The sequence below is a fragment of the Yoonia sp. 72 genome (assembly GCF_034652275.1).
Lineage (GTDB): Bacteria > Pseudomonadota > Alphaproteobacteria > Rhodobacterales > Rhodobacteraceae > Yoonia.
Map to the genome: position 1 here is coordinate 73,887 of NZ_JAXIWG010000003.1, position 25,832 is coordinate 99,718.

Genomic DNA, 25,832 nt, shown 5'->3' on the forward strand with positions numbered 1-25,832 from the left:
AGAGACCATCATGGCCCAAGTTGAACTGGATACCGCCGGCATGCCGCGGGTCGCTGCCAATGTCTCTGACGAGGTGGCGATCGAAATCCGCAATATGAACAAGTGGTACGGCACGTTCCACGTGCTGCGCGACATCGACCTGACCGTCCAGCGCGGCGAACGGATCGTCATTGCGGGGCCTTCGGGTTCGGGCAAATCGACACTGATCCGCTGCATCAACGCGCTGGAAGAACACCAGAAAGGCCAGATCACCGTGGATGGTACGGTCCTGTCATCCGACCTCAAGAACGTGGACCGGATCCGGTCCGAGGTCGGGATGGTGTTCCAGCATTTCAACCTGTTCCCGCATCTGACCATTCTGGAAAACTGCACGCTTGCCCCGATCTGGGTGCGCAAGATCCCCAAGCGCGAAGCCGAAGAGATCGCGATGCATTTCCTGACCAAGGTCAAGATCCCCGAACAGGCGCTGAAATACCCCGGCCAGTTGTCGGGCGGCCAGCAGCAGCGCGTCGCCATCGCGCGGTCCTTGTGCATGCGCCCGCGCATCATGCTGTTCGACGAACCGACATCGGCGCTAGACCCTGAAATGATCAAAGAGGTGCTGGACACGATGGTCAGTCTGGCCGAGGACGGCATGACGATGATCTGCGTGACGCATGAGATGGGCTTTGCCCGTCAGGTTGCGAACCGCGTGATCTTTATGGATCAGGGGCAGATCGTCGAACAGAACGAGCCTGAAGAGTTCTTCAACAATCCGCAGTCCGAACGGACTAAGCTGTTCCTCAGCCAGATTCTGGGGCACTGAGAGATTGAATTAAGAACTTTCTGGCCTCCGGCGGGGATATTTATGCTCGGACGATGGGCAGGTCTGCGGGGGTGATGAAGGCCGTGCAGCGGCCGCTACGCGGGGCGGCCCTATCCCACCTGTCGGCATCAAACCGGATCACGCAGGTGGCGCAGGTCGGATAGTCGCCAAAGCGAGGATGCGCAGGCCGCCGTTCGATCATCCCGTCGGCGAACATGGCGATGCCGGGGTTATGCCCGATCATCGCGATTCTGCGGGCAGTCTGTTTCTGCAACAGGTCCAGCATCGTGTCGGGGCTGGCGTGGTAGAGGGCCGGCACCAGTTGCAGATCGGGCGCAGGTGCCAGATGCGGCAGGATCAGCGCCGCTGTTTCCTGCGTGCGCGCGGCATCGGAGCACAGCACCACATCCGGCACATGCCCTTGCGCCGCAAGCCACGCGCTTATGGCAGGTGCCGCCGCGCGGCCACGGGCGTTCAGCACGCGTGCGTGATCGTCGGCAAACGGATCATCCCAGCTTGATTTCGCGTGGCGGATCAGGATGAGCGTGAGGGTCACAGGAAAGACTCCATATGAAAGGCCGCATGGGCGGGCAGGCGGGTGCCTTGACCCACGGGACAGGCGCGGCGCGCGGCGCAGCCTTGGCCCATGCAATCCTGTCCGAGGGCGCTGTGCAAGTGGTCCTTGCAGGCTGTCACATCATAGCCGCTGGCAAAAGCCGCCACAGGGCAGGCACTAGCGCAGGGCTGGTCTATGCAACTGTCACAGGGGCGCGTGCCCGCGCCTGTGGCCGTGACCCAAGGCACCAGCAGCGCCATGCGGTAAGAGATGAACAGCCCGCCTGTATCATGCACCAGAAACCCGATGGGTGACGGCCATGCGCGTCCCGACCGCAACGCCCAAGTGTAGAACGGTAGGAACGGCGCACCGCCGAACGGGTAGAGCGCCAGTGCGCCGAAATCCTGCGCCAGCGCGTCACCAATCCGGCGCGACCAGCGGTCCATCGGGTCAGGTTGGCTGTCGCGATATTCGGGGCTGGCGGTGAAGATTGGCCAGAACGCAGGTTCGGCGGGGCTGATCAGGACCAGTGACCCGTCCTTGCGCGGCAGCGCGTCTTCCGGCTGGATCTGAAACGCGCCCGAGACGTGCAGCCCGTGCAACGCCAGAGCCGCGTCAAGGGCGCTGGCGGTCATCGTCAGCGCGGTTCGCGGATGATGGACCCAGCACCATGTTCGGTGAACAGTTCCAGCAGGCTGGCATTGGGCAGGCGACCATCAAGGATGACGACCGCGCGCACGCCCTGTTCCACCGCCATCAGCGCGGTTTCGGCCTTGGGGATCATGCCGCCGGAGATCGTGCCGTCGGCAATCATTGCGCGGACCTGATCGGGGGTCAGCTGCGTCACAACCTCGCCGCTGGCATCCTTGATGCCGGGCACATCGGTCAGCAGCAGCAGCCGGTCCGCCTTCAGCGCGCCTGCGATGGCACCTGCGGCCGTGTCGCCGTTCACGTTGAAGGTTTCGAGCATGTCCATGCCCGTGGCCACAGGGGCCACGACGGGAATGATCCCTGCGGCATTCAGATCGCGCAGCACCTGCACGTTCATTTCCACGGGGCGGCCGACAAAGCCCAGTTCGGGGTTCAGCGCCTCGGCGACCATCAGGTCGTCATCCTTGCCGGAGAGGCCGACCGCGCGCCCGCCTTCGTCCATGATCGCCTGCACGATGCGTTTGTTGACCAGCCCGGTCAGCACCATTTCGACGACTTCGACCGTATCCTGATCGGTCACGCGCTGGCCGCGTACGAATTCGGTCTTGATGCCCAGCTTGTCGAGCATCTGGTTGATCATCGGCCCGCCGCCATGCACGACGACAGGGTTCATGCCAACCTGTTTCATCAGTACGATATCGCGAGCGAACTCGGCCATCGCATCGGCGTCGCCCATCGCATTGCCGCCGAATTTAACCACGACGACAGCACCGGAATAGCGCTGCAGATAGGGCAGGGCCTCGGACAGGGTGCGGGCGGTCGCGATCCAGTCACGGTTCATGTCGGCGGTCCTTTTCTTCATGATATCCCTGCGATGATGGCGCGCAATGTGGGGATCCCGTCGCCCTTTTCGGCAGAGGTCAGGATCAGTTCGGGGTAGGCGGCAGGGTGTTTGACCAGCGCCGCACGGGTTTTGGCGAGCGAGTCTTCCAGCGCGTCCCCGCGCAGCTTGTCGACCTTGGTCATCACGACCTGAAACGTCACGGCCGAGGCGTCAAGCAGCGACATGATTTCCTCGTCCACCGCTTTCGCGCCATGGCGCGCGTCGATCAGCACGAACACGCGGCGCAGAGTTTGACGGCCCTGCAGGTATTGTTTCAGCAGGCGCTGCCACTTTTCGACCACGGCAACAGGCGCATTGGCGAAACCATAGCCCGGCAAATCGACGACATAGATGTCGCCCGCTGTGAAAAAGTTGATCTCCTGCGTGCGCCCCGGCGTGTTGGACGCGCGCGCCAGCCCCTTGCGCCCTGTCAGCGCGTTGATGAGCGAGGATTTCCCCACGTTGGACCGGCCTGCAAGGCAGACCTCGATCCGGTCGGCGGGGGGCAGGCCGTCCATGGCGACGACACCTTTGACAAAGGTGGTCTCGCCCGCGAACAGCATGCGCCCGGCCTCTTTGGATGCGTCATCTGGGTCGGGCGCTTGGGGGAATCGCAGTTCCATTTCGCTTGGCCGTCCTATTTGTCAGGCTTGCTTTCCGCATCCGCCTTTTTGCGTTTCAACCCGGATTTGATGTTGCCGAACACATCCGGTTTCGCCCCGTGGCTGCGCATGATCGCATATTGCTGCACGAAGGTGATGATGTTGTTGGCGATCCAGTAAAGCACCAGACCGGATGCAAAACCGCCCAGCATGAACATGAACACCCATGGCATCCATGCAAAGATCATCTGCTGTGTCGGGTCGGTCGGGGCGGGGTTCAGCTTTTGCTGCATCCACATCGACACGCCCAGCATGATCGGCAGCACACCGATAAAGATCAGCGACAGGATCGAGCTTGGGTCTGGGGCCGCCCAAGGCAGCAGGCCAAAGAGGTTAATGATCGAGGACGGGTCAGGCGCGCTGAGGTCGTCGATCCAGCCGATCCACGGTGCGTGGCGCAATTCGATCGTGACAAAGATCACCTTGTAGAGCGAGAAAAAGATCGGAATCTGCAACAGGATCGGCAGACAGCCTGCCGCCGGATTGACCTTGTTTTCCTTGTACAGCTTCATCATGCCTTGCTGCATGGCCTGCCGGTCGTCGCCGGCACGTTCCTTCAGCTTTTCCATCTCGGGCTGCAGTTCTTTCATCCGCGCCATCGAGACGTAGGATTTATAGGCCAGCGGCAGCACCAGCGCCTTGAGGATCAGCGTCAGCGCAAGGATCGACCAGCCCATGTTGCCGATATAGATGTTCAGCGTGTGCAGCAGCCAGAAGATCGGCTTGGTCAGGAAAAAGAACCAGCCCCAGTCGATGCTGTCCAGAAACCGCTCCACGCCGCCTTCTTGTTCATAGTAGCGGATTGCGTCCCATTCCTTGGCACCGGCGAAAAGACGGGTCGTCACCGTGGCGGTTTCACCTGCGGCAACAACGCTGGGGGGCATCACAGCCTCGACCTGAAACAGATCGCGCGCCTCGAAATACTTGGAGGTGGACCGGAACGGCTGTCCGGCTTGGGGGATCAGTGTGGTCATCCAGTAATGGTCGGTATAGCCGATCCAGCCGGATTGCTGCACTTCGATCCGTTCGGCCAATGTGCGTTCGCGTTCATCAAAGGCGTAATCGGGAATGTTGCGATAGGTGGTTTCTTCCAGCTCACCATCGGACATCCGCACGAGACCTTCGTGCAGGATAAAAAAGCGTTTTGCATCCGACGGCTCGCCATGCCTGCGCACGATCCCGTAGGGTCGCGCGGTGACCGCGGCTTCGCCCGCGTTTTCGATGCTTTGGGCAAAGCTGAACATGAACCGGTCATCGACCGAAATCTCGGTGCGGAAAATCTGGCCTGCGCCGTTGTCCCAGACCAGCGTGACGGGCGTCGTGGGTGTCAGCGTTTCGCCGCTTTCGACGGACCAGATCGTGTCGGGGCCAGGTACGGCGGCGGGGTCGATACCTTCGCTAGCGGTCCAGCCGAAGGTCGCGAAATAGGCGTCCTCTTCGCCCACGGGGCGCAGCAGGCGCACGATCGGCGCGCCCTCTTCCAGCGTTTCGCGGTAGTCGGTCAGCGCCAGATCGTCGATCCGGCCACCCAGCATCGAAATCGATCCGGTCAGTTCGGGAGTTTCAATCGGCACGCGCACAACGTCGATGGCCGATTCTTCGGCAGCGTCGGGTGCTGTGGCTGCAGGTGTCGCAGGATCGGCCAGCGGCACGGTCGGATCGACCGATTGGGTCGCAACCTCTGCGGCCGGATCGACAAGGATCTCCTCAGGCGGGAACAGCAGCGTCCATGTCATGATCACGGCAAAGCTGAGAAGCGTCGCAAGGATGAGGTTACGGTTCTGGTCGTTCATCTGAAAACACCTGTTTCCCACATCAATTATCAGGGCCGTTCAACCTGTCGGGGGGACAAAGGTCAAGCGGTTTTCAGGAAAAGGCAGCCCTTTGGGGGAACAGAACACGCAAGTTTGCAAAAGCAGCGGCCCGAGGTATCAGCCGTGTAGATGTTTCAGCTTTTCTTTCGACCCAGGACGTCCCAACCGGCCAGGGCCAGAGTGATCGCCGCGATCACCGAGATGTCCAACCTTCCCAGCTCGAATACGAGGATACCGAGGAAGCTACAAAGCATGATGAAGGCGAAAATCGCCAGAACGCGGTCAAGCATCGGTTGTTACTCCGCTTGTGTTTCTGATTTCGGTCGTCAACCACCGCGCCGTGCGCAGCAATCGGGCATCATTGCCACGGCGGCCCACCATTTGCAGGCCCATCGGCATCCCCGCCGCATCTTCGAACAGTGGCAGCGTCACCACCGGCACGCCGCACAATGTCCACAACCCATTATACACCGCACTGCCGGTCGATGACAGGCCCGCAGGGGCGGATGTCGGGGTCGCGGGGCAGATGATCGCGTCGCAGCGGTCGAAGATTTCGTCCAGCGCGGCATTCAGCAGCTTCGGCCAGTCAAGTGCCGCGATGTAGTCGCGCGCCAGCACGGCCTTGCCCGCGTCGATTGCCGCCAGCGTCAGGTCGGACAGTTGATGCCGCCCGCGCCGTTCATAGGCGTAATAGCATTTCGCCATCTCGGCAAAGTTGATCCTTTCGCGGATCTCGGATGCCTCGTCGAAAAGCTGCGGCAGGATCAGCGCAAAGGCATTCTCGCCCAAAAGGCCCGCCAGTTCCTGCATGGCCAGCGCCATATCCTCGGAGGGCGCGGTATCGCCCGGCATCTGAGACAGGACCGCAAGCGTCGGGCGCACCGGCACATCGGACAGCGCGGTGGCGAGCAGCCGCGGCGGTGCCGACAGCGTGGTCGCGGGATCGGCGGGAACATCCCCGCACAGCACATCGGCCAACATTGCGACACCCGCCACGCTGGTCGCAAAAACCCCGACCGTATCGAGCGAGGGCGATTGCGGCAGGATACCCGTGCGCGGGATCATGCCAAAGCTGGGCTTGAACCCGACGACCCCGCAATAGGACGCAGGCCGGATCACTGACCCGCCGGTTTGCGTGCCAATCGCCAGCGGCACCATCGCCGCGCCAACGGCCGCCGCCGACCCTTGCGACGATCCGCCGGGCGTGTGGTTGGGATTGACCGGATTGCGGGTCTTGCCGGGGGCGATATAGGCCAGTTCGGTCGTAACCGTCTTGCCCATCACATAGGCGCCCGCCGCCTTGAGCTTGCGCACGATCACTGCATCCTCGGTGGGGACGCGGCCTTTGTCGATGACCGTGCCGTTCTCGGTGGCGATCCCGTGGGTGTCGATGATGTCCTTGAGCGCGACAGGCATGCCATGCAGCGGCCCCACGGGTTGGCCCGTCTTGCGCAGCGTGTCGAGCCGCTGCGCCTGCGCCATCACGTGCTGTTCGTCCAGCCAGGCCCAGGCCTGTACATCCGCTTCGCGGCGTTTGACCTGATCGACGCAGGCACTGGCCAGATCGACCGCGCGCAAGGCCCCCGATGCCAGCCGGTCGCGCATGTCCAGCGGATCAAGCGCGATCACGCTGTCATTGCGCCGCGTGCCTGCGGGCAGGGGCTTGGTTTTAGCGTGTGCCATAGATCGAATCCGGCAGCGAGAAGACCAGCGCAGGGAACTGATACATCAGATACATGCAGATAAAGACCATCCCCAGATAGGGCATCACACCCTTGAAGATATGCGACAGCTGCACCGATGGTGGCGCGATCCCCTTGAGGTAATAGGCCGACATTGCCATCGGCGGGGTCAGGAACGACGTCTGCAGGTTCAGCGCCACCAGAATGCCGAAGAACAGCGGATCGACCCCGAACAAGGGTAGCAGTGGCAGGAAGATCGGCACGAAGATGATGATGATTTCCGACCATTCCAGCGGCCAGCCCAGAAGGAAGATGATCAGCTGTGCGAGGATCAGGAACTGGAACGGCGTCAGATCGAACCCCATCACGAATTCCGAGATCAGGTGTTCGCCACCCAGATAAGAGAAAACGGACGAGAACGTATAGGACCCGACAAACAGCCAGCAGACCATCGCGGTCGTGCGCACGGTCAAATAGACGCTTTCGCGCAGTTTCTGATAGCTCATCGCGCGATAGGCGGTGGCCAGCACCATGCCGCCCAAGGCACCGATCGACGCGGCCTCGGTCGGGGTGGCCAGACCGAAGAGGATCGACCCCAGCACGGCAAGGATCAGGAACGCGAGCGGGAAGATCGAGGTCAGCAGCATCCATGCAAGCTGGCCGAACGGCACATCGGGCACTTCTTCCTTGGTCGGTTTGGGTGCGATGCTTGGCTGCAGGATCGACCGGCCAATGATGTAGGTCAGGTAAAGCCCGACCAGCACAAGGCTGGGGTAAAGGGCTGCTGCATAGAGCCGGACAATCGACACACCCGACGACGCCGCATAGACGATCAGCATGATCGACGGCGGGATCAGGATGCCAAGCGTGCCGCCCGCGCAGATGATGCCGGATGCAAAGCTGGTGTCATACCGCGCTTTCATCATCGCAGGCAGTGCCAGCAGGCCCATCAGCGTGACGACCGCACCCACGATGCCTGTCGAGGTCGCGAACAAGGCGCATGTCACAAGTGCGGCAACCCCCATCGACCCCGGCATGCCCTTGGCCGCGATATTCAACGTGGTGAACAGGCGGTCCACGATATTGGCGCGTTCCACCACATAGCCCATGAACAGGAACAGCGGAACGGCGGTCAGAACCTCGTTCGACATGACCGTATAGGTCTGGTTCACGAACAAATCGAAGATCCTGTTATTATAGAACCCCTCTATCCATGTCGTGAATGACGTCCAGCCGTCCGCATCTTCGGCCAGCCGGTTATAGGCGCGCCACATCCGGCTTGGGTCGTAATAGGCGTAATAGCCAAACCCGATCCCCATCGCCATCAGCGTGAATGCAATCGGAAAGCCTAGGAAAACGAGCACAATGAAGATGCCAAGCATCATCAGGGCAACTTGCGGATCAGTCACTTGCTATACTCCGTAAAATGGGGACCGGGCGCGTTGCGCGATGTCACTGGCCTTGCGCCGCTTTTTCGGCGGCTTGTTTGATCAGCAGGTCTTCTGTTTCCATCACGTCCTCTGCGGCGCGGCGCCAATAGCCTTCGCGCATGGCGAGGATGCAGCGGAAAACCTGCGCCAGACCCTGAATCAAAAGCAGGATACCCGCCACCACGATGATGGTCTTGAATTGATAGATCGGCACGCCCGCAGGACTGTTGATGCTGACCTCGCTATAGCTCCATGAGCGGCCGGCATATTTCCAGCCCGCGAAGATCAGCGCCAGAACGCCGGGAAAGAAGAACAGGATGTAAAGCACCAGATCGACCCGTGCTTGTGTCTTCACCGTCCACAGACGGTAGATGAAATCGCCCCGCACATGCCCGCCGCGCGACAGGGTATAGGCCCCGCCTACCATGAACAGCGTGCCATACATGATAAAAGACACATCCAGCGCCCACGGTGTCGGCTTGTTCAGGAAATACCGCATGAAGACTTCGTAGCTCATGCCGAAGGTCATCATGATGATGAGCCAGGCAAAGGCCTTGCCGAAGAAGCCCGACAGTTTGTCTGCGAATTCGATATAGCGGATCATGATTGCTCCCGTTCATGTCGTGCGAAACCGGGGGCGCGTTGCGCCCCCGGTTCTGTCGGTGGTGTGATCCGTCAGATCAGATCGCGAGCTTGCCGGGGAAGTAATGCTCGTAGGCCAGTGCGAGGTCGGGCGCGTTCATCAGCTCGTAATAGGCGACCTTGTCGACCCATGCGCGCTGGCTGTCCATCACCCGCTTGGAGAACTCGTCCTGCTCCAGCTCTTCGATCAGCGTATCCCAGGCACCGAGCTGGGCCTGCAGGATGTCCTTGGACGTCCGGTGGATCGTGACGCCGAATTCGTCACGGATACGGATCAGGTCGTTGGAGTATTCGTTCATCGCAAGCGCGGTGTTTGCGGTGGACGCGGCCTCTACGCCATAGCGCAGGATGGCCTGAAGATCATCGTCCAGATCGTCATAGAAATCTTGGTTGATGATGAATTCAAAGCTTTCCGACGCCTGATGATAGGACGACAGATAGTAGTTCTTGGCCACATCGGGCGATCCAAAGCGAAGGTCGGACGACGGGTTGTTGAACTCGAACGCATCAATGACGCCGCGTTCCATCGCCGGCACGATCTCGCCACCGGGAAGCTGCGCCACGGACATGCCCATCGCCTGCAGCAAGTCGGCTGCCAGACCCACGGTGCGGTACTTGAAGCCCTGCAGATCGGCTGCGGTGTTCACTTCTTGCTTGAACCAGCCGAACGGCTGCGCGGGCATCGGGAAGCCCATGAAGCCCACGACGTTCAGGCCAAGAATGTCCTGCGTCAGTTCACGGTAAAGCTCGTCGCCGCCGCCCTGATAGAACCAGCCCAGCATCGTGTTCGCGGAACCGCCGAAGACAGGACCCGTGCCAAAGAACGATGCGGCCTTGGATTTGCCGTACCAGTACACGGGCACGGTGTGCGCCATGTCGATGACGCCATCGTTGACCGCATCCATCACCTGAAACGCGCCGACAACGGCACCGGCTGGCAGCAGGTCGATCGACAGACGCCCACCGGACATCGCCTCCACACGATCGATGTATTGCTGCGCAAAATCCATCCAGATGTCCGACGCGGGCCAGGATGTCTGCATCCGGACCACAAGCGGCGATTGCGCCAGAACGGCAGGTGCGCTCAGCGCTGCACCGGCGGCGACTGTTCCTCCCAGGGCGCCCTTACTCAAGAATGACCGACGCGACAGCGCGCTCGTGGTCTTCGGAGCCGATTTCTGTGTCATTGTATCCTCCCAGATATGTTTCGCTGCCAAAAGACACCGAGGTGGTCAGGATTACTCACCAATTTTTCAAAAGCAAGCATTCAAGCGACGTGGGAGCATGCGTTTGCGCTAACACATCCCGAATATGCGCTGCTTCACAACCTCAGGACGTTTTGCGCGGCCCGATCAGACCAGCCTGTCGCCCGGTGTCCCGCCCTCGAAAAAGGAATCAAGGTTATCGAGCGCGCGAAAACCCATCGCATCGCGCGTCTCGAAGGTCGCGGACCCGATATGCGGCAGCATGAACACATTATCGAGTTGCGCCAGTTCCGCGTTGCCGCCCGGTTCTGTACGGAACACATCAAGGCCTGCCGCGAACAACCGCCCGCTTTTCAGTGCTGCAACCAGAGCATCTTCATCCACCAGCGCGCCGCGTGCCGTGTTCACCAGAATCGCCCGCTCCGGCAGCAGCGCCAGCGTGCGGGCATTGATCAGGCCCGTCGTGTCGGGTGTCGCAGGGCAGTGCAGCGACAGCACGTCCGACACGGCCAGCAGGCTTTCGACGGTATCGTGGAATACGGCGCCCTTTTCCTTGTCGGGGCTCAGGCGGGCACGGTTGTGATAGTGGATTTCCATCCCGAATCCGCGCGCACGGTCGGCGGTGATCTGACCGACGCGGCCCATGCCCAGCACACCGAACCGGCGGCCCGTGACCTGCCGGCCCACCATGAAAGAGGGCGACCAGAAGTTCCAGCGTCCCTCGCGGACCATCCGGTCGCCTTCGGACCCGCGCCGCGCGGCCCCCAGCATGCAGAGCATGGCAATTTCGGCTGTCGCGTCCGACAGAACGTCAGGCGTGTTGGTCACGACAATGCCGCGCGCCTTGGCTGCGGCCAGATCGACGTGATCGACACCGACGGAATGGTTGGCGATGATTCGCAGCCTGTCAGGCAGGGCGGCGATCACATCGGCGCTGAAATGTTCCGAATGGCAGGGCAGAACGGCATCGACAGTCTGGCAGGCGGCGATCAGTTCAGCGCGCGTAAAGACATGATCATCCTCGTTCAGGATCACGTCATAGCTGGCGCGCGCCCGTTCCAGCACGGCAGCGGCAAGTTTGCGGGGGATCAGCAGGGTGGGTCTGGTGGTCATGGCTTATTCTTTCCTCGTGTTCATCCCATTGTGGGCGAAACCGCGCCGGAAAAGAAAGCCCGCAAACGAAAAGGCCGGGCAGATGCCCGGCCTCCCGCGATACCAAAGATCCGTGGATCAGTTGTCGCCGGTCCATTCCGGCATGTTTTCAAGTTCTTCTTCGGTGATGTTTGCCCACACGCGCAGCGACGATGTCATGCCGCCCTCGTCACGCCCGATTTGCAGATCGTCAAACGACAGGGCCACGGACCGTGCGCCGATTCCCAGAAAGCCGCCCACGTCCACGATCACATCGCCGACCTGACCGTCAGCGGTCAGAACGATATCGTTGATGCTGCCGACACTTTCGTCGTTCATGTCATGCACGGTCGTGCCGATCAGATCGTCCGCCGTCAGCGCTGCGCGGTCCTGGTCGGTGAGATAGGTGTCGTCGCCCATCGAGGTCGAATCGTTGGCGGGGTCCACGATGGTCGTATCTTCGGCGACCATTGGCTCCTGCGCACCCTCTTGCATCAGATCATCGGCGCCGGTTGCTGGCGCAGTATCTTGTGCCGTCGTCGGTGCCGTGGGCGCTTCTGTTGCTGTGGTATCGGTGCCCATACCGTCTGTCACGGCAGTCGATTGAAAGGTGCTACCCTGCTCGGTCATGCTGTCGCGGTCCATTTCAGGGCGCTGCTCGAGCTCGGCCGGGTTGCCGTTGTAGACGACAAAGAAGTCCTCGTCGCTGCTGGTGTCGTTGATCAGCGTCAGGTCGTCCATCGTCAGGCTGATTTCACGCGCACCGATGCCCAGAAAGCCGCCGATATCCAGCACGACGGCTTCGATGCTGCCATCTGCGGTGAAGATCACGTCATTGACCGAGCCGATGTTTTCCCAGTCGTCGGCAGGACCGTCCATACCGGCTGTGCCGTCAGCGGTCATCGTGCCATCGGCGGCGGTACCGTCGCCGGTGATAACGGCGTCACCGTTCCCAGCGCCGTCAACGCTGCTGGCATATACGGTGCGACCGATCATTTCGTCAGCGCTCAGCTGCATGCCGTTCATGTCGAACATGCCGCCCATAGTGTCATTTTGCGCCATCGTCGCATCGCCGGTTTGCGTCGTGGTGTCGGTCTGTGCAAAGACAGGGACGGCGGTCAGTGCGACAAGCGCGGTTGTTGCAAGAATACGTTTCATTCTGTTTCTCCTAGGTCGTCGTGTCTGACGCCACATCGTCATGGCGCCTTGTGACCGATCAACCGCAAGCAGCCCGGAATGTTTCCGCGTGACGTGCAAAAAAACAGCCCCGACAGCGCGGAACATTACCGCGCGTTTCGCGTTTCGGGCGGCCGCTCGGGGATAAACTCGGGGATAAAGCGGTCACCCGCCTGTGAGCGGGAATGACCATTGCGGAACTCTTGTCCCGCGGGGTGCGTTGGAAATTTGCAGCGACCAATGTGAAGGCCGTCGTGGCGCGGTGCGTCGGGGGCGCTGGCAAGGCAGTTTTGCCGAAGCGGCGCGGTGACAAAGAACGAGTGAAAATAAAGCGCCACAATCGTGGCGAAATACGGTTGGCACAGGTTGGCACAAATGAACCATATGACGCGCGTGCAAAAAGACGGCTCTTCAGTGGAGGATCTGACGGTCCTGATCACTGCGCAAGAGGCATATCCCGCGTTCGAGCAGGCCGTGCTTGAGGCAAAACACAGCATCAGCGGATGTTTTCGCATCTTCGATCTGTCAACGGCGCTGCGGTCGCCCGAGGCCCGCAAGATCGGCAAGACATGGTTCGACCTGCTGCTGCATGTGCTGAACCGCGGTGTCGCGATCCGTCTGATCGTGTCCGACTTCGATCCTGTCGCGGCGGTTGAATTGCACCGGCTCGCCTGGCGCACGCAGCGCCAGATCACCGCCCTGCGCGAGGTGGCGCGTCCTGACGCACAGTTGTCCTTCACGGTTGCGCTGCATGATGCGCAATGCGGGCTGTGTTCGCGCATGGCGTTCTACCCCATGGCGCGCAAGAAGATGCGCGAGATGGTGGATCTGTGGTCCGCCATGACAGGGGGTGAACGGCTCCGCTTCCGGAAAGAATCGCCACGGCTGCGACCCTTGTCCAAGGTTGACCGGCACGATCAGCTTCGGTTTCCGCAGCGGCTGGTCGCGATCCATCCCGCCACGCACCACCAGAAACTGGCCGTCTTTGACGACGAAAAGGTTTATATCGGCGGTCTTGACCTGAACGATCGGCGCTATGACACACATGACCACGCGCGCTCGCCCGACCAGACATGGCATGACGTGCAGTTGATGGCGACAGGCTCGGTCGTTGCCGCAGCCAAGGCCCATCTGGACACGTTTCTTGATGTCGTGGACCGCAAAGCGCGCCCTGCGCCGCAGGCGGCAGGATTTGTGCGCACGCTGTCGCGCCGCCGCCAGAACGCGCCGTTGCGGTTGTCGCCGCAGACTGTGGTTGATGAAATCGAGGCGTTGCACCTGCGCGCGATCGGCCAGTCGCATCACCTGATCTATCTTGAAACGCAGTTCCTGCGGCATTTACCCATTGCGCGCGCACTGGCGCGGCGTGCAAAACAGGTGCCCGGCCTGCGCTTGATCGTGGTTCTGCCCGCGGCACCCGAGGATGTGGCCTTTTCGGAAAATCCGGGGCTCGACAGCCGCTTTGGTGAACACCAGCAGGTGCGCGCGATCAACTGCCTGCGCAATGGGTTCGGGGCTGACCGGCTCTTGTTCGCCTCGCCAGTCCAGCCGCGCAAAAGCACCAGCGACGACCGCGATGCGCTGGAAGATGCGCCGCTGGTCTATGTCCATTCCAAAGTGTCGATTTTCGACGATGTGACGGCGGTGGTGTCTTCAGCCAACCTGAACGGGCGCAGCATGCGCTGGGACACCGAGGCGGGGCTGCATCTGACGCGCAAGGATCATGTCGCCACCGTGCGGCAGCGCGTCATGGGCGTCTGGCTGCCGCAGGATGCGGGGCCGGAATTCATGGATGTCGAGACGGGGTTCGACCACTGGAAACGGCTGGTGGGCACCAACAGTGCCTTGCCGCCGCAACACCGGCGCGGATTTCTGGTGGAATACGATTCCGCCGCTGCGCGCGAGATGGCGACGGCCGTGCCCGGGCTGCCGCCAGAAATCGTCTAGCATCAAAGCAGCGGCCTGCGCGGCGGTGTGTCGTCACGGTCAAGTTCGGCGACATCGCACAAGGCGCGGTAGTTATGGATTTCCAGATTTCCGCTGCGCCATGTCGCAAGCTTCTGGTCGCGCAGTTTCTTGAGCATCTTGTTGATATGCACCGCCGACATGCCCAGAGCATCTGCCATATCCTGCTGTTTGTAGGGCAAGGGCATCTTGTAATCCTTCCCCAGCTTCACGGCCTCGCCGTGGTCATAAAGGCGCACCAGTGCCCGCGCGAGCCGTGCGATCCCGTTCATCCGGCCCAGCACAGCAAGCCGTTCGCCCAGAAAATCCTCTTCGACGGCGGCCAGCCATGTCAGATCAAATGCGCGTCCGGGCTGGTCGCGGAACAATTCCCACAGCCGCTTGCGATCAAAGACACACAGGACCATGTCGGACGTGGCCTCGACGGAATGCTGCATTTCCTTCATCACACCCGCCTGCAACCCAATGAAATCACCGGGCATGACAAAGTTGATGACCTGTCTGTCGCCCGACAGCAGCGTCTTGTAACGCAGCCCCAAGCCTTCCAGCGCGGTGTAAAGCTGGGGGCTGTTGGACCCTTCCATCATCAGGGTCGTGCCTGCGGCGACCTTCAGTTCGCCCGATTTGAAATCCTGCATGAACCGGACCTCGGCATCGGTAAGCTGATCGAAGATCGGCTGCTTGCGTAGGGGGCAGTTACGGCAAGGTGTGACCATGGAGTTATTCCGCCTGAACCTGTCACAGATTAATGCGTGACCTTGAAAACACTATAGGGAAGAGTCAGGAACGCCGTGAGAATTCAACAGAAAGATGCAGATGCCCTATGACAACCCCATCCGGCAAGAGCCGCCTGTCTATATCATCATGGAGAGCAGTCCTCTGATTGCGGAGGATATCTATGGTGCTCTGCATGCGGGTGGTCCTTGCAACGTGGTGAAAGTCACGTCGGTGGAAGAGCTTGAAATGGCAATTGCACCGGGGGGGCCGGTCGCGGCTGTATTTCTTGAAATGCGATTCGAGGATGTGCTGGTATCGCCGCTCTATCCGGCGCTGATGCTGACCGGGGCGAAAATCGTGCTGACGATCGGCGAGGATGACGAGACCGCAGTGCTGGGGCAGGGCTGGGCCATGCTGGTGCGTCCGTTCACCGAGGATATGATCCATCACAGCCTGCGATCGTCAGTGCGCGAACTCTAGCGGCGCGGGCGGCGGGCGTCGCGGCCAGCCTGCATACCCACGGCAAAGGCTTCGGCCATCCGCAGGAACGGCTCGACCCCCTGTGCAGGTGGCGGAGCGGTTGCGGCTGGCGCGGGCAACGTGCGGTCCTTGCGCCCGCCCAACAGCATGAACGCGGCACCGAGCACCAGATAAAGCAGGCCAAGCACGGTCCATGCGGCCAGCACGCTTTGTTCGGCGGCCAGCAGCACCCAGAGCGCCACCGTCAGAAACGCAAGGCCGGTCGCGCAGAACACGATCCCGGCGACAGAAAAAGCTGCCGCGCGCGCGGCAAGGCGCGCGCGGCGGCCAAGATCGGAAACCAGTCCGGTCATCGGTTACTTCCGCCCTGTCAGGAAGCCCAACAGAAATCCGACACCGACGGCGATGCCGACGGCTGCGGCGGGTTGCTGGCGCACGGCATCAACCGCCTGCTGACCCAGTTCCTCACCGCTCGCGCGCAGCTCGGCGGCTTTCAGACGGGCGGATTCAATCGCGGCATCTTTGGTCGATGCGCCGATGTCGCCAAGCGATTTGGAAATCGCGCTGATATCCTGACGCAACACGGCGATCTGTTCGGACAATTGTTCGATATGATCCTGAGTGTCTTGTGGTGCGGCGTTCACTGCTTTTGGCTGTGCCATGTTAAATTCCTTTCAATGTGTATCCGGCCTGCCAACGCCGCAACCGCACCGAAGTTCCGTCAGCGGATAAAATCATCTGCGCCCGCGTATCGCGCCAAAATCGGTCAATCAGCGCGCGCAAGGGAACCAAGACGCCACTTCGCTGGTTGGGGCTGCATCACAAATGGCAAAATTCAAAAGGAGAAACCCATGCTTTATTGGGCACTTGTCTTCCTCGTCGTCGCACTTGTTGCGGGGGTTCTGGGCTTTGGCGGGATCGCATCGGCCTCGGCCGGGATCGCGCAGATCCTGTTCTTCGTGTTCATCGTACTGTTCGTCGTCGCGATGATCGCACGGGCTTTGCGTGGCCGCACACCCTGACACATCGAAAAAAACCCTGCGCGGTGATCGCGCAGGGTCCTGTTCTCTTGGATCGCATTCTACCGGTCAGGCCCGGAGTGTTTCGGTCCCGGCAAAGAACATCGCCTGACTGACCGCGGATCGCACCTGTTCTTCGGTATAGGGCTTGGTGATCAGGAACGCGGGTTCGGGTCTCTCGCCCGTCAGCAATCTTTCAGGGAAGGCCGTGATGAAGACGACCGGCAGTTCGCCCAGTTCCTTGAGGATGTGGTTGACCGCATCAATCCCCGAGGATTTGTCGGCAAGCTGGATGTCGGCCAAGATCATGTCCGGTGAATCGCGCCGCGCAAGTTGGACGGCTTCATCGCGGGTGCGGGCGATATTTGTTACTGCATGGCCCATTTCCTCGACGATGGCGCGGATATCCATGGCGATGATCGCCTCGTCCTCGATGATCATGATCCGGCCGTGGATGGCGCTGGTCATCTCGTTGCGCGCGATCGTCAAAAGCGACTGCGCCTCATCAGCGGAGGTGCCTATAATTGCCGCGATCTCGGTTGTGGTGAATCCTTCGATGCTGTGCAGCAGCAGGACTTCGCGGGTGTTTTCGGTCAATCCTGACAGACGCCATTGTGCGCGGGATTCGGGGGTGTCGGGGGCTGCCGCCTCGTCGACGGGTGATCCTGACGAAACCCAGATCTGGTGAAAGACACGAAACAAGGCCGTTTTGGGGGCAAGAGCGCGTTCAAATACGGTGTCGTCGGAAAGCATCGCCTCGAGGGTGGCTATTGCATAGTTGTCGCCCGATTGCTGGCTGCCCGTCAGCGCACGCGCATAGCGGCGCAGGAAAGGCAGGTGGTGTCCGATTTCCGTCGCGAGATCGGGCAGGTTTTGTGTGTCCGTCATTGATGTCCCCAGAAGTGGAAAAAAGTTGGTCATGTGTGGAACCCAACGCCGCTGAACGTGTTATGTTCCCCGGGGGGCGCAAGTTTTGTTCCTTTCATAGGGTGGCAGAAAATAGGCGATATGGCAAATAAACGCAGGACGACCGAATTGAACCAGCAAATTGATGATAACCTCCGCAGGGTTTATGCGGATGCCGCCAAAGAGCCGGTTCCAGAACGCTTTACCCAGCTTCTGGAGCAGTTGCGCACGCGTGCGGCAGAACGCACTCCCGAGCCTCCCGAGGAAAAATCGTGAACGATCTAGTGGCCGAGCCTATGGACCCGCGGGACGAATTGATTACGCACTTGCCCGCGATGCGCGCATTTGCGACCAGCCTGACCCGCAACGCTGCCGCTGCGGACGATCTTGTGCAGGATGCGGTGGTGAAGGCTTGGGGCAATATGGACAAATTCCAGCCCGGCACCAACCTGCGGGCCTGGCTGTTCACCATTTTGCGCAACACCTATTACTCGCTTTATCGCAAACGCCGCCGCGAGGTCGAAGACCCTGATGGCGTGATGGCCGGCAAATTGTCCGAAAAGCCTGCGCATGACGGGCATCTGGCGATGGCCGATTTTCGCGTCGCCTTTGCGAAACTGACCGACGAGCAGCGCGAAGTCCTGATCCTGATCGGTGCGGAAGGGTTTTCCTATGAAGAGGCCGCCGTCATGTGCGGCTGCGCCGTAGGCACGGTGAAAAGCCGCACGAACCGCGCGCGCAAGCGGCTGGCAGAGCTGATGCACCTCGACGACGAGGACCAGCTGGAAATGACCGATGCCGCAACCATGGCCGTGGTGATCGGAAAGCCTGCTGCATGACAGAACGATCCAGCGTGCTGGAGGGATTTTTCCGGCCCAAGCTGGCACTGCGACTGGGGCTGGCGTTGAGCCTTGCGATCCTGCCGCTTGGCCTGATCTCGGTGTTCCAGACCTATGAGGTATTGCAAGAGCGGCAAGACCTGTCCGAAACCGCATTGCTGGCGCAAACCCAGCAGGCGTTTTCGGAAAGCCGCGACATGATTCACGCGACACTGACCGTCGGGCGGACCCTGTCGGACATTCTTAACGACAGCACCCTTCCTTTCGAAAATTGCGAAGGGATCTTGCGGGGCGTTGTCGAACGCGAGCCTGCCTATGTTTTTGCGGGCTTTGTCGATCCTGATCTGAACGTGACCTGCGCATCCGACGGCGTGCCACCCAGCGCAAGATCGGTCACCTCGCTTGGCACCGAACTTGGCAGCCGCGAGATCGAGGTCGTGATGCATTCGCTGGAGTTTGCAGCCGGGCTGGCGACGGTCAGCGTTCTGGTCCCTGTTTTCGACGGGGGCGAGTATCGCGGCGTGATCTGGATTGCGATCCAAATGAACCTGCTGATCGAAAAGCTTGCCGAAGCCGCGCCTGATGTTGACCTCGTGGTTTTCCGGACTGATGGCGAAATCATCGCAACCGCGGATTACACCGACATGCGCCGTGCCGTGCTGCCGGAGAACACTTCGCTGGCTGATCTGGCTGCAATCGGCCGCCATACTTTCCGGGACAATAACAGATTCGGCGTCACCCGCGATTTTGCGGTGGTGCCGCTGGTGCCGGACAAGGTTTTTGCGCTGGGCAGTTGGGAACCGCACCAAAGCGGGCTTGTCCAGTTGCGCTATGAACAGATGTTCGCGCTGTATTTCCCGCTGCTGATCTGGGCGATCACGATCGCTGTCGCCTATATCTGGGTGCATTATCTGGTGATCCGCCATGTGCGCCGCCTGCGGTCGTGGATGCGGCTTTATGCGGCGGGCCGTGGCGATCTGGACAACGCACGGCTGGACAATGCGCCTGATGAGCTGGAAGTCGTCGCCGAAAGCTTCCGCGCCATGACCCGCCGCCTGTCCGAACAGGAACGCGAACGCGAGGCGGATCTGCGCGAAAAGACGGTTTTGCTGCGCGAGGTTCATCACAGGGTCAAAAACAACCTGCAACTGATTGCCAGCATGCTCAACATGCAGATCCGCGCCACCAAAAGCGCCGAAGCCAAGCATCTGCTGCGCCGCGTGCAAGACCGCGTCATGGCGCTGTCGGCGATCCACCGCTATCTTTATATGGCGCGCAACCTGTCGCTGGTGCGGGCCGACACGCTGTTGGACGGGATCATCCAGCAATTGGTGATCGTAGGCACGCTTGACGAATCCGGTCGCAAGATCGGCGTGGCGACCCAGTTCGACGCGGTGGAAATCAGCCCCGATCAGTCGGTGCCCTTGTCGTTGCTGACCACGGAGGCCGCGATCAACGCGGTCAAGTATTGCGGCGTGACGACAGGTGCCGATGCGTGGATCAACATCGCGCTCAAGGATATGGGCGACGGCAATTATGGTCTGAGCGTGGTCAATTCCTATGTCGCCCCGACAGAGGCCGAAATCGAGGCACAAGACCCTGACTATGGCTCTGGTCTGGGGTCGAAACTGATCGAATCCTTTGTGGCGCAGTTGAACGGCACGCTAGAGATCAACCAGATTGCCGACCGCTACGAATTGCATGTCGTGTTTCCGGTCAAATGGCACGTTGTCGACGAGGACAACTGAGACCGCGTTTCGCCCGCGGGGAACCGAACGCCCTGTCGGCGGTTGTGGGACTACGCAAGATTAACCTTTGGAGAACCTCATGAAGACGACACGCATCACATTCTTCGCTTTGCTGGCTGCGGGCGCACTGGCTGCCTGCGAAACAGTCGAAGGGGCCGGACGCGACATTCAAACCGCCGGCGAAGTTGTCACCGAAACCTCGCAAGAGGCGCAGCGCTAAACCGGCAGGCCCTGTCGGCCCGTCGGGCGGCAGGGCCTGTTTCCTTTGACGCACACTTCTCATCCATACTTACTACCATTTAGTAGTTGCCTGCCGCCCCCAGCCTGAGAATATAGTCTGACTATTAAGGACAAGGATCGGTTTCTTGCGGCAATTTTACAGCATGACGACACATTTCTGGACTGCGGGTCGGGCAGTGACGGCGGGAACGCTTCTGGTGGTAAACGGTCTAGCCGCAGGGGCCGCCTTTGCCCAAGCGGCGGATGCCCCCGCCCGGTCCTGCCTGCAACTGGTCGAAACATTGGCATCCGACGGGCGCGTCACGCTGGACGGCGTCACCTTCGAATTCAACCGTGCCAGCCTGCGTCCCGATAGCATGCCTGCGATGATTGCCGCGCGCGATGCCATCCTGACACTGGGCGGGGCATGGGGGATCGAAGGACATACCGATAATGTCGGCAGTCGCGACTATAACCAGACCCTGTCAGAGGCGCGGGCCGATGCCGTGCGCGACTGGCTGGTCGCGGCGGGTGTCCCCGAAGGTCAGCTTTCCGCACAGGGCTTCAGCCTTGACCGGCCCGTGGCCGACAACAGCACCGAAGCAGGGCGCGCGCAAAACCGCAGGGTCGAACTGGTCGGCAGCGTCACGCCCGACATGCTGGGTTTTGGCGGGCCTGAGGGTGTCGATCCTTGTCCCGACACGCTGACCCCTGGCACACATACCGACATCGCGACTGCCGGCGATTTGGTACCTTTGCCGGATGCCTCGCTTGATGCGCCGGATGCGGCACCCATCGTCTCTGCTGTCGCAGTGCGCTGGACCGGCCCTGCGCTGAACGGCGATTATATCACCGTCGTCACACCGGATGCCGGGTCTGGTGCATGGACAACCTACGTGATGATCGAGGCGGACAAACCCGAAATCCTGTTGCCACTGCCTGCCGAACCGGGTGACTACGTCCTGCGCTACATTACCACCGAGGGACGCGCCTTTGCCGCCGTGCTGGCAGAACGCCCCATCACTGTCACCGAATCCCAGTTCACGCTGGAGGCGCCGCTGACCGTCGGGCGCGGCGCGCAGTTCGACGTTACATGGACAGGTCCGGCGAACGATGGCGACTATATCGACATCACCGCTGTCGATGAGACCGACCCTGCCCGCTACATCGTCTGGCGGCATGTGAGCGACGGCAATCCGCTGTCGATCGATGCACCCGGCGAGATCGGGCGCTATCAACTGCGCTACATCGTGTCGGGGGCTGCGGATGCTGCCGTCGGTCTTTCCGTGCCGCTCGAGGTGGTGGAACCGGAAGTGTTTCTTGTCGCGCCCGATACCGTGCAGCCGGGACAATTGACCCCGATCGAGGTGATCGGCCCTTCGGGGCGGTCCGACTGGGTTGATTTCGCGGTGCGGGGTGAGACGGACCCGAACGCCTATCTTGGCTGGACCAGCGTATCAGCGGCGACCAACGGCGTCATCGTCGTGATCGCGCCCGAGGCACCGGGCGAGTATGACCTGCGCTATGTGCTCGACGCCGCGATCACCGGACGCGAGGTCATCGCCACCCGTCCGATCACGGTCAGCGCCGATGCGCCGGTGCCTGTTCCGCCGATGGCGGGTGATGTGACATTGTCCTTCCCCATGGTCGTCGGACCGGGCGAAAGCGTGCCTGTCACCTATACCGGTCCGCAGAATGCGGGCGACTGGATCGATATCATCACCCAAGGGGACGATGCGAATATGTCGGGCGGGTGGTCATGGGCCTATGTCGCCGACAATCAGGTCGTCCTGACAGCCCCGCCTGAAGAAGGCGAATACACCCTGCGCTATGTCGCCGACGACCCGCAGATGGGGCGCGTGGTGCTGGCCAGCGACGTGCTGGTCGTGCGCGCCGAACCTGCACTGACGGTTGATCCCACGGATATCTTTTACCGCTGTGACGGGGTTGGGTTGACCCCGTGCGACCTCGTCCTGCCGGAATATGATATCGCGATGACCTTGCTGCCCGGCTATGGGCTGACCGAACCTCTGGTCTATGTCACGCCTGCCGGTGCCGCCGCCGAACGCCCTAGTTTCGATGTCGTCCGTATCGCCGATGGCGAGGTCGTGGTGACGGTCAACGCCCGTCAGGGGCAGGCTGTCTATTGTCAGGACGGACTTGCCGGTGACGTGATGTGTGTCACTGACACGGTGACTGATGCCGATGGGGTGGCGGTTGCTTTCGTTCTGGCCTCGCTCGGCTCGGCCGCGATGGCCGTAGAGATGGAGGCGATGGGCGAGGATGAAACGGGCCTTGCCCCCGGCGATCTGCAAGGCGTCTGGTTCGCGCGGCTGAACACACCCGGCCAGCCCGACCATGAAGAATCCTTCATGATGGTCGAGCTGTTTCAGGATGCCGGAGAGCCGGAGGTTTTCGGCTATTTCGTCACCGCGCCCGAGGTCGGCCCTGCGCGCGGTCTGATCGGCGATATCACGGGGCGGCTGGATGGCGACACGCTGTCGCTGACCCTTGCGGCCAGTGACGGCACACCGCTTTTGCAGTTCACGGGGGCCGCCAGCGGAGACATCGACTATTTTGGAGACGTCGCACCGGTCGATGGCGACAGCGTCGCCGCCCGCTTTTCGCGTGTGGCCGGCCCCGGCGAGGAATGGTCAGGCCCGCCGTGGATGACCGGCAATGCAAGCGGGATGGACGCCGCCATGCAAATGGGGCAGGCGGCCATGACCGAGATGATGGCTGATCTGAATGAAGAGGACCGCGCGGTCATGGAAATCATGGGGGCGCTCATGGGGACCGTGGCCAATACAGCCACGCCGGAGCAGGGCCCGTCATCACCCAATCTTGTCGGTCCGGGGGCGAAAACTGTGGATTTGCAGGGCATGCCCGCCGCAGCGGTGATCGACCTGATCGTGCCGTTTCAGGAGGTGACGCCATGATCCCCCGCCTGCAATTTGCCGCAGTGCTGGGCGCATCGCTGGTCGTGGCGCTGCCGGTGGCGGTGCGCGCCGATACCGTGCTGGCGATCTGCCGGACAGGAGGCTGCGAATGTTCGCTCAGCCCGCTGACGGCAGAAGAAATCATGCTGGTTGTCGGTGAGACCTTCGGTTCCGAAACGCCGGTCGACCCGACGCGCGACACACTGGTCTATGAGCCTGATCTTGGCATCGTCACTTGGGTCGACGCACCGCGCCGCGACATTCAGGCAAGCTTTGGCGGCGAAGGCGAATGCCCGATCGAGCTTTTCCCCGAGCCAGAGGCAATGGTGCCGCTGGATGGCACATGGGCATGGCGCACCTTGGGCGAATCCACCTCGGGCTGCCCTGCGGCGCTGGGAGGGATGCTGGCCGCATCACGGGTCGAATTCATGTCGACGCAGGTTGACTGGAACGGCGCTTTTCATCCCGACCGTCTGGCCGAGGGATTGCCGCAGCCCGACATGGCCGATGCGTCACCCTATGAATGGCGCGAGGTCGGGCCATACCGCTGGTTGTCCGACAATGTACAAAGCCGCGAATGCACAGATGGCACCTGCGCCGAAATCGCGCTGAAGCTGAATATGACACTGGTCGCGCCCGACAGGATCAGCGGTTTGCTGTCCTTGCGCAGCAGTATCGACGGGCCGCAGGCGGCGATCATGGCAGGGTTCGGCATGGCCGATTGCCGCGTGCGCGTGCGCTACGACATCATCCGGACAGGGCCATAGGGTCTGCCGTCTCGATCAGCGCGGCCTTCGCCAGCCCCTGCAACAGGGCGTTCACGTCGGCTGTCAGCGTGTCTGGGTCTTGATCGGTGAAATGGTCCGCCAGCACACCCGCCAGATCCTGCGCCGAGCCGGGAATTTCCAGCATCGTCCAGACCGCGAGCGCAAGCGCGTTCATCCGCCAGACGGTCTGGCGACCGGGCAACCACAGGAAAGCAGCATCGCCCGTCGCCTGCATCATCACATCGGGCCTGCGCGCCCAGCATAGGTCCGGTGCCATTTGTGCCGCCGGCATGCTGCGTGCGGCGGCTGGCGGTACAGGTGGTAAGACCGCGACATCCGCGTGCACTGCCGCACTTCCGCCAAAAGCCTGCCGGATCAGTGCGACGGCATCCTCCAGATCGGAATAGACAAGTCGCAGGCAGATGATCTGGGACAAAAGGTCCGTCAGCCGCGCAATCGCAGCGTCGGCCGTTTCGAGATCGGCCATGTTCTGCGACAGCAGGAAATGCAGCGCCTCGTGATCGGTGACGTCATGCAGGGCAGCGCCACCATCGGGCCTGCGATCAAGGATCAACAGCACCGACAGCGGGGCCTTGGTGCCATGCGGTGCGACATTCGGGGCGCAAAGATAGGCGTAGCGGTCGTCGCTTGGCCCCAGATGACGGGCGACATGTGCCCTGAACCCGTCCGAGCACGCCTCTGGCAAGGGCAACCGCAGGCGAGGCGAGATCCCCAGACCGACAGCAGTCCCGTCTGGTTGCATCGGCAGCACATCGTCGCAGAATACCGTCATGTCGGGCTCTTGCGTCATGCGCGCGGCAAGCGTGCTTTTGCCCGCCTTCGCTGGCCCTGTCATGCCGATCAACCGGTTGTTGAACCGGAAGGCAGCACAATGGAGCGCCAGACTGCCGGGGCGGGTGACAAAGTAATCCTGCGCGAGATCGGCGATCATCGCACAGGCCGCACCGGCGACGCCCAATCCGTGGATCGTCTCGCCCAGATAGGCCGACCGCGCTGCGAAAGTCCCCTTGTCGCCAAGCACCGAGGCGACCTGCGCCGATGCGCCGGCAGAGGCCACCTGATCGGGCGTCCAGCCGTGCAGGGCGCTGCGCAAAGCATCCGCGACAGGGGCCGCATGATCCAGCACGATCTGAACGCTGACGCCCGGATAGGTCAGGACAGTACGTGAAGAACCGGGGCCGCTGTCTGCGGCCTCCGGAACCGGATGTGCGTTGCGCTGTATCACCGCAAATTACGGCGCAGTCGTAACCTGAACCCAGGTCCATGTCTCGGGGTCCCAGCGCCACTGGAACGCGGGTTGGCCGGATGCGCCTGTTGGGCGCGACGGCACTGATGCCCCGCTTGGCATCGACGGGGTGCTTGGTGCCGATGGCCTGCTTGGTGCGGACGGCCCCGATGGTGCGCTGGCTGGGCTGCCGGTGCTTGCCTTTGCAATGTCCATCCCCGCGAAGGTCGGTGCGACATAGGCGGCGCCAGTCGCTAGACCCAGCTTGATCAGCAGGCCGCGGCGGGAGATCGTGTCTTTGGTGGTCTTTGCCATTTGGATACGTCCTTGTTTGGTCATTCTGTTGTCTT

28 protein-coding genes are annotated in these 25,832 nt (G+C 61.5%); 10 read left to right on the forward strand and 18 right to left on the reverse strand.

Annotated features, from left to right (window positions below):
• Nucleotides 1-10: 10 nt before the first annotated feature.
• Nucleotides 11-805 carry an amino acid ABC transporter ATP-binding protein gene (locus VCK47_RS12710; protein WP_322890506.1) on the forward strand — a complete coding sequence of 265 codons (795 nt, stop codon included), beginning with the start codon at nucleotides 11-13 and terminating at the stop codon, nucleotides 803-805.
• A 40-nt stretch (nucleotides 806-845) separates the two neighbouring features.
• Here VCK47_RS12710 and VCK47_RS12715 read toward each other — a convergent pair whose 3' ends face one another.
• The 12 genes from VCK47_RS12715 to VCK47_RS12770 all read right to left on the reverse strand — a co-directional run bounded on the left by VCK47_RS12715 (nucleotide 846) and on the right by VCK47_RS12770 (nucleotide 12,619).
• Nucleotides 846-1,361 carry a SixA phosphatase family protein gene (locus VCK47_RS12715; protein WP_322890505.1) on the reverse strand — a complete coding sequence of 172 codons (516 nt, stop codon included), beginning with the start codon at nucleotides 1,359-1,361 and terminating at the stop codon, nucleotides 846-848.
• Nucleotides 1,358-1,996, reverse strand: coding sequence for a ferredoxin (locus VCK47_RS12720; protein WP_322890504.1), 639 nt, complete (start codon nucleotides 1,994-1,996; stop codon nucleotides 1,358-1,360). Before VCK47_RS12720 ends, VCK47_RS12715 begins: the two co-directional genes overlap by 4 nt.
• A gap of 2 nt (nucleotides 1,997-1,998) precedes the next feature.
• Nucleotides 1,999-2,853, reverse strand: a complete 855-nt coding sequence (argB, locus tag VCK47_RS12725; protein WP_026352122.1) for an acetylglutamate kinase — start codon at nucleotides 2,851-2,853, stop codon at nucleotides 1,999-2,001.
• A gap of 17 nt (nucleotides 2,854-2,870) precedes the next feature.
• Nucleotides 2,871-3,518 carry a ribosome biogenesis GTP-binding protein YihA/YsxC gene (gene yihA / locus VCK47_RS12730; RefSeq protein WP_322890503.1) on the reverse strand — a complete coding sequence of 216 codons (648 nt, stop codon included), beginning with the start codon at nucleotides 3,516-3,518 and terminating at the stop codon, nucleotides 2,871-2,873.
• A gap of 14 nt (nucleotides 3,519-3,532) precedes the next feature.
• On the reverse strand, nucleotides 3,533-5,350 hold the full coding sequence (yidC, locus tag VCK47_RS12735) for a membrane protein insertase YidC (protein ID WP_322890502.1): 1,818 nt from the start codon (nucleotides 5,348-5,350) through the stop codon (nucleotides 3,533-3,535).
• A 155-nt stretch (nucleotides 5,351-5,505) separates the two neighbouring features.
• Nucleotides 5,506-5,661, reverse strand: coding sequence for a hypothetical protein (locus tag VCK47_RS12740; RefSeq protein WP_322890501.1), 156 nt, complete (start codon nucleotides 5,659-5,661; stop codon nucleotides 5,506-5,508).
• Nucleotides 5,654-7,054: an amidase gene (locus VCK47_RS12745; RefSeq protein ID WP_322890500.1), complete on the reverse strand. Its 1,401-nt coding sequence runs from the start codon at nucleotides 7,052-7,054 to the stop codon at nucleotides 5,654-5,656. The genes VCK47_RS12740 and VCK47_RS12745 overlap by 8 nt, the downstream gene beginning before the upstream one ends.
• Nucleotides 7,041-8,462 carry a TRAP transporter large permease gene (locus VCK47_RS12750; RefSeq protein WP_322890499.1) on the reverse strand — a complete coding sequence of 474 codons (1,422 nt, stop codon included), beginning with the start codon at nucleotides 8,460-8,462 and terminating at the stop codon, nucleotides 7,041-7,043. Before VCK47_RS12750 ends, VCK47_RS12745 begins: the two co-directional genes overlap by 14 nt.
• Before the next feature lie 43 nt (nucleotides 8,463-8,505).
• The gene (locus tag VCK47_RS12755; protein ID WP_322890498.1) at nucleotides 8,506-9,087 is read right to left on the reverse strand and encodes a TRAP transporter small permease subunit; all 582 of its coding nucleotides are present in this window, start codon (nucleotides 9,085-9,087) and stop codon (nucleotides 8,506-8,508) included.
• 76 nt (nucleotides 9,088-9,163) lie between these two features.
• Nucleotides 9,164-10,312, reverse strand: a complete 1,149-nt coding sequence (locus VCK47_RS12760; RefSeq protein WP_322890497.1) for a TRAP transporter substrate-binding protein — start codon at nucleotides 10,310-10,312, stop codon at nucleotides 9,164-9,166.
• Nucleotides 10,313-10,477: 165 nt separating this feature from the next.
• Nucleotides 10,478-11,443 (reverse strand): D-glycerate dehydrogenase, encoded by a 966-nt coding sequence (locus VCK47_RS12765; protein ID WP_322890496.1) that lies wholly within the window; start codon nucleotides 11,441-11,443, stop codon nucleotides 10,478-10,480.
• A gap of 117 nt (nucleotides 11,444-11,560) precedes the next feature.
• Nucleotides 11,561-12,619, reverse strand: a complete 1,059-nt coding sequence (locus VCK47_RS12770; protein ID WP_322890495.1) for a PRC-barrel domain-containing protein — start codon at nucleotides 12,617-12,619, stop codon at nucleotides 11,561-11,563.
• A 393-nt stretch (nucleotides 12,620-13,012) separates the two neighbouring features.
• On the opposite strand from VCK47_RS12770, the gene VCK47_RS12775 reads away from it, so the two are divergent.
• Nucleotides 13,013-14,584, forward strand: a complete 1,572-nt coding sequence (locus VCK47_RS12775) for a phospholipase D family protein (RefSeq protein WP_322890494.1) — start codon at nucleotides 13,013-13,015, stop codon at nucleotides 14,582-14,584.
• Nucleotides 14,585-14,586: 2 nt separating this feature from the next.
• On the opposite strand, the gene VCK47_RS12780 is transcribed toward VCK47_RS12775, so the two are convergent.
• On the reverse strand, nucleotides 14,587-15,318 hold the full coding sequence (locus VCK47_RS12780; RefSeq protein WP_322890493.1) for a Crp/Fnr family transcriptional regulator: 732 nt from the start codon (nucleotides 15,316-15,318) through the stop codon (nucleotides 14,587-14,589).
• Nucleotides 15,319-15,418: 100 nt separating this feature from the next.
• Between VCK47_RS12780 and VCK47_RS12785 the strand changes: the two genes are divergently transcribed.
• Nucleotides 15,419-15,799 (forward strand): hypothetical protein, encoded by a 381-nt coding sequence (locus VCK47_RS12785; protein WP_322890492.1) that lies wholly within the window; start codon nucleotides 15,419-15,421, stop codon nucleotides 15,797-15,799.
• Here the strand turns inward: VCK47_RS12785 and VCK47_RS12790 are convergent.
• Nucleotides 15,796-16,152, reverse strand: coding sequence for a phage holin family protein (locus VCK47_RS12790; protein WP_322890491.1), 357 nt, complete (start codon nucleotides 16,150-16,152; stop codon nucleotides 15,796-15,798). The two genes, VCK47_RS12785 and VCK47_RS12790, sit on opposite strands and share 4 nt — an antisense overlap.
• A gap of 3 nt (nucleotides 16,153-16,155) precedes the next feature.
• Nucleotides 16,156-16,461 carry a DUF883 family protein gene (locus VCK47_RS12795; RefSeq protein ID WP_322890490.1) on the reverse strand — a complete coding sequence of 102 codons (306 nt, stop codon included), beginning with the start codon at nucleotides 16,459-16,461 and terminating at the stop codon, nucleotides 16,156-16,158.
• A 189-nt stretch (nucleotides 16,462-16,650) separates the two neighbouring features.
• On the opposite strand from VCK47_RS12795, the gene VCK47_RS12800 reads away from it, so the two are divergent.
• Complete coding sequence (locus VCK47_RS12800) at nucleotides 16,651-16,821, forward strand: DUF1328 domain-containing protein (RefSeq protein WP_019953361.1); 171 nt, start codon at nucleotides 16,651-16,653, stop codon at nucleotides 16,819-16,821.
• Between the two features lie 66 nt (nucleotides 16,822-16,887).
• Here VCK47_RS12800 and VCK47_RS12805 read toward each other — a convergent pair whose 3' ends face one another.
• A complete protein-coding gene (locus tag VCK47_RS12805; RefSeq protein ID WP_322890489.1) occupies nucleotides 16,888-17,706 on the reverse strand; it encodes a response regulator in 819 nt (272 codons plus the stop codon).
• A gap of 147 nt (nucleotides 17,707-17,853) precedes the next feature.
• Between VCK47_RS12805 and VCK47_RS12810 the strand changes: the two genes are divergently transcribed.
• The 6 genes from VCK47_RS12810 (at nucleotide 17,854) to VCK47_RS12835 (ending at nucleotide 24,236) form a co-directional block, all read left to right on the forward strand.
• Nucleotides 17,854-18,000 carry a NepR family anti-sigma factor gene (locus VCK47_RS12810; protein ID WP_322892290.1) on the forward strand — a complete coding sequence of 49 codons (147 nt, stop codon included), beginning with the start codon at nucleotides 17,854-17,856 and terminating at the stop codon, nucleotides 17,998-18,000.
• A gap of 20 nt (nucleotides 18,001-18,020) precedes the next feature.
• On the forward strand, nucleotides 18,021-18,563 hold the full coding sequence (locus tag VCK47_RS12815) for an RNA polymerase sigma factor (protein WP_322890699.1): 543 nt from the start codon (nucleotides 18,021-18,023) through the stop codon (nucleotides 18,561-18,563).
• Nucleotides 18,560-20,311, forward strand: coding sequence for a sensor histidine kinase (locus tag VCK47_RS12820; protein ID WP_322890487.1), 1,752 nt, complete (start codon nucleotides 18,560-18,562; stop codon nucleotides 20,309-20,311). The genes VCK47_RS12815 and VCK47_RS12820 overlap by 4 nt, the downstream gene beginning before the upstream one ends.
• A gap of 79 nt (nucleotides 20,312-20,390) precedes the next feature.
• Nucleotides 20,391-20,531 carry an entericidin A/B family lipoprotein gene (locus VCK47_RS12825; RefSeq protein WP_322890486.1) on the forward strand — a complete coding sequence of 47 codons (141 nt, stop codon included), beginning with the start codon at nucleotides 20,391-20,393 and terminating at the stop codon, nucleotides 20,529-20,531.
• Nucleotides 20,532-20,676: 145 nt separating this feature from the next.
• Nucleotides 20,677-23,469 carry an OmpA family protein gene (locus tag VCK47_RS12830; RefSeq protein WP_322890485.1) on the forward strand — a complete coding sequence of 931 codons (2,793 nt, stop codon included), beginning with the start codon at nucleotides 20,677-20,679 and terminating at the stop codon, nucleotides 23,467-23,469.
• Complete coding sequence (locus VCK47_RS12835; protein WP_322890484.1) at nucleotides 23,466-24,236, forward strand: hypothetical protein; 771 nt, start codon at nucleotides 23,466-23,468, stop codon at nucleotides 24,234-24,236. Before VCK47_RS12830 ends, VCK47_RS12835 begins: the two co-directional genes overlap by 4 nt.
• Here the strand turns inward: VCK47_RS12835 and VCK47_RS12840 are convergent.
• Complete coding sequence (locus VCK47_RS12840; protein WP_322890483.1) at nucleotides 24,217-25,482, reverse strand: PqqD family protein; 1,266 nt, start codon at nucleotides 25,480-25,482, stop codon at nucleotides 24,217-24,219. The genes VCK47_RS12835 and VCK47_RS12840 overlap by 20 nt on opposite strands.
• 6 nt (nucleotides 25,483-25,488) lie before the next feature.
• A complete protein-coding gene (locus tag VCK47_RS12845) occupies nucleotides 25,489-25,797 on the reverse strand; it encodes a hypothetical protein (RefSeq protein ID WP_322890482.1) in 309 nt (102 codons plus the stop codon).
• Nucleotides 25,798-25,832: the final 35 nt, after the last annotated feature.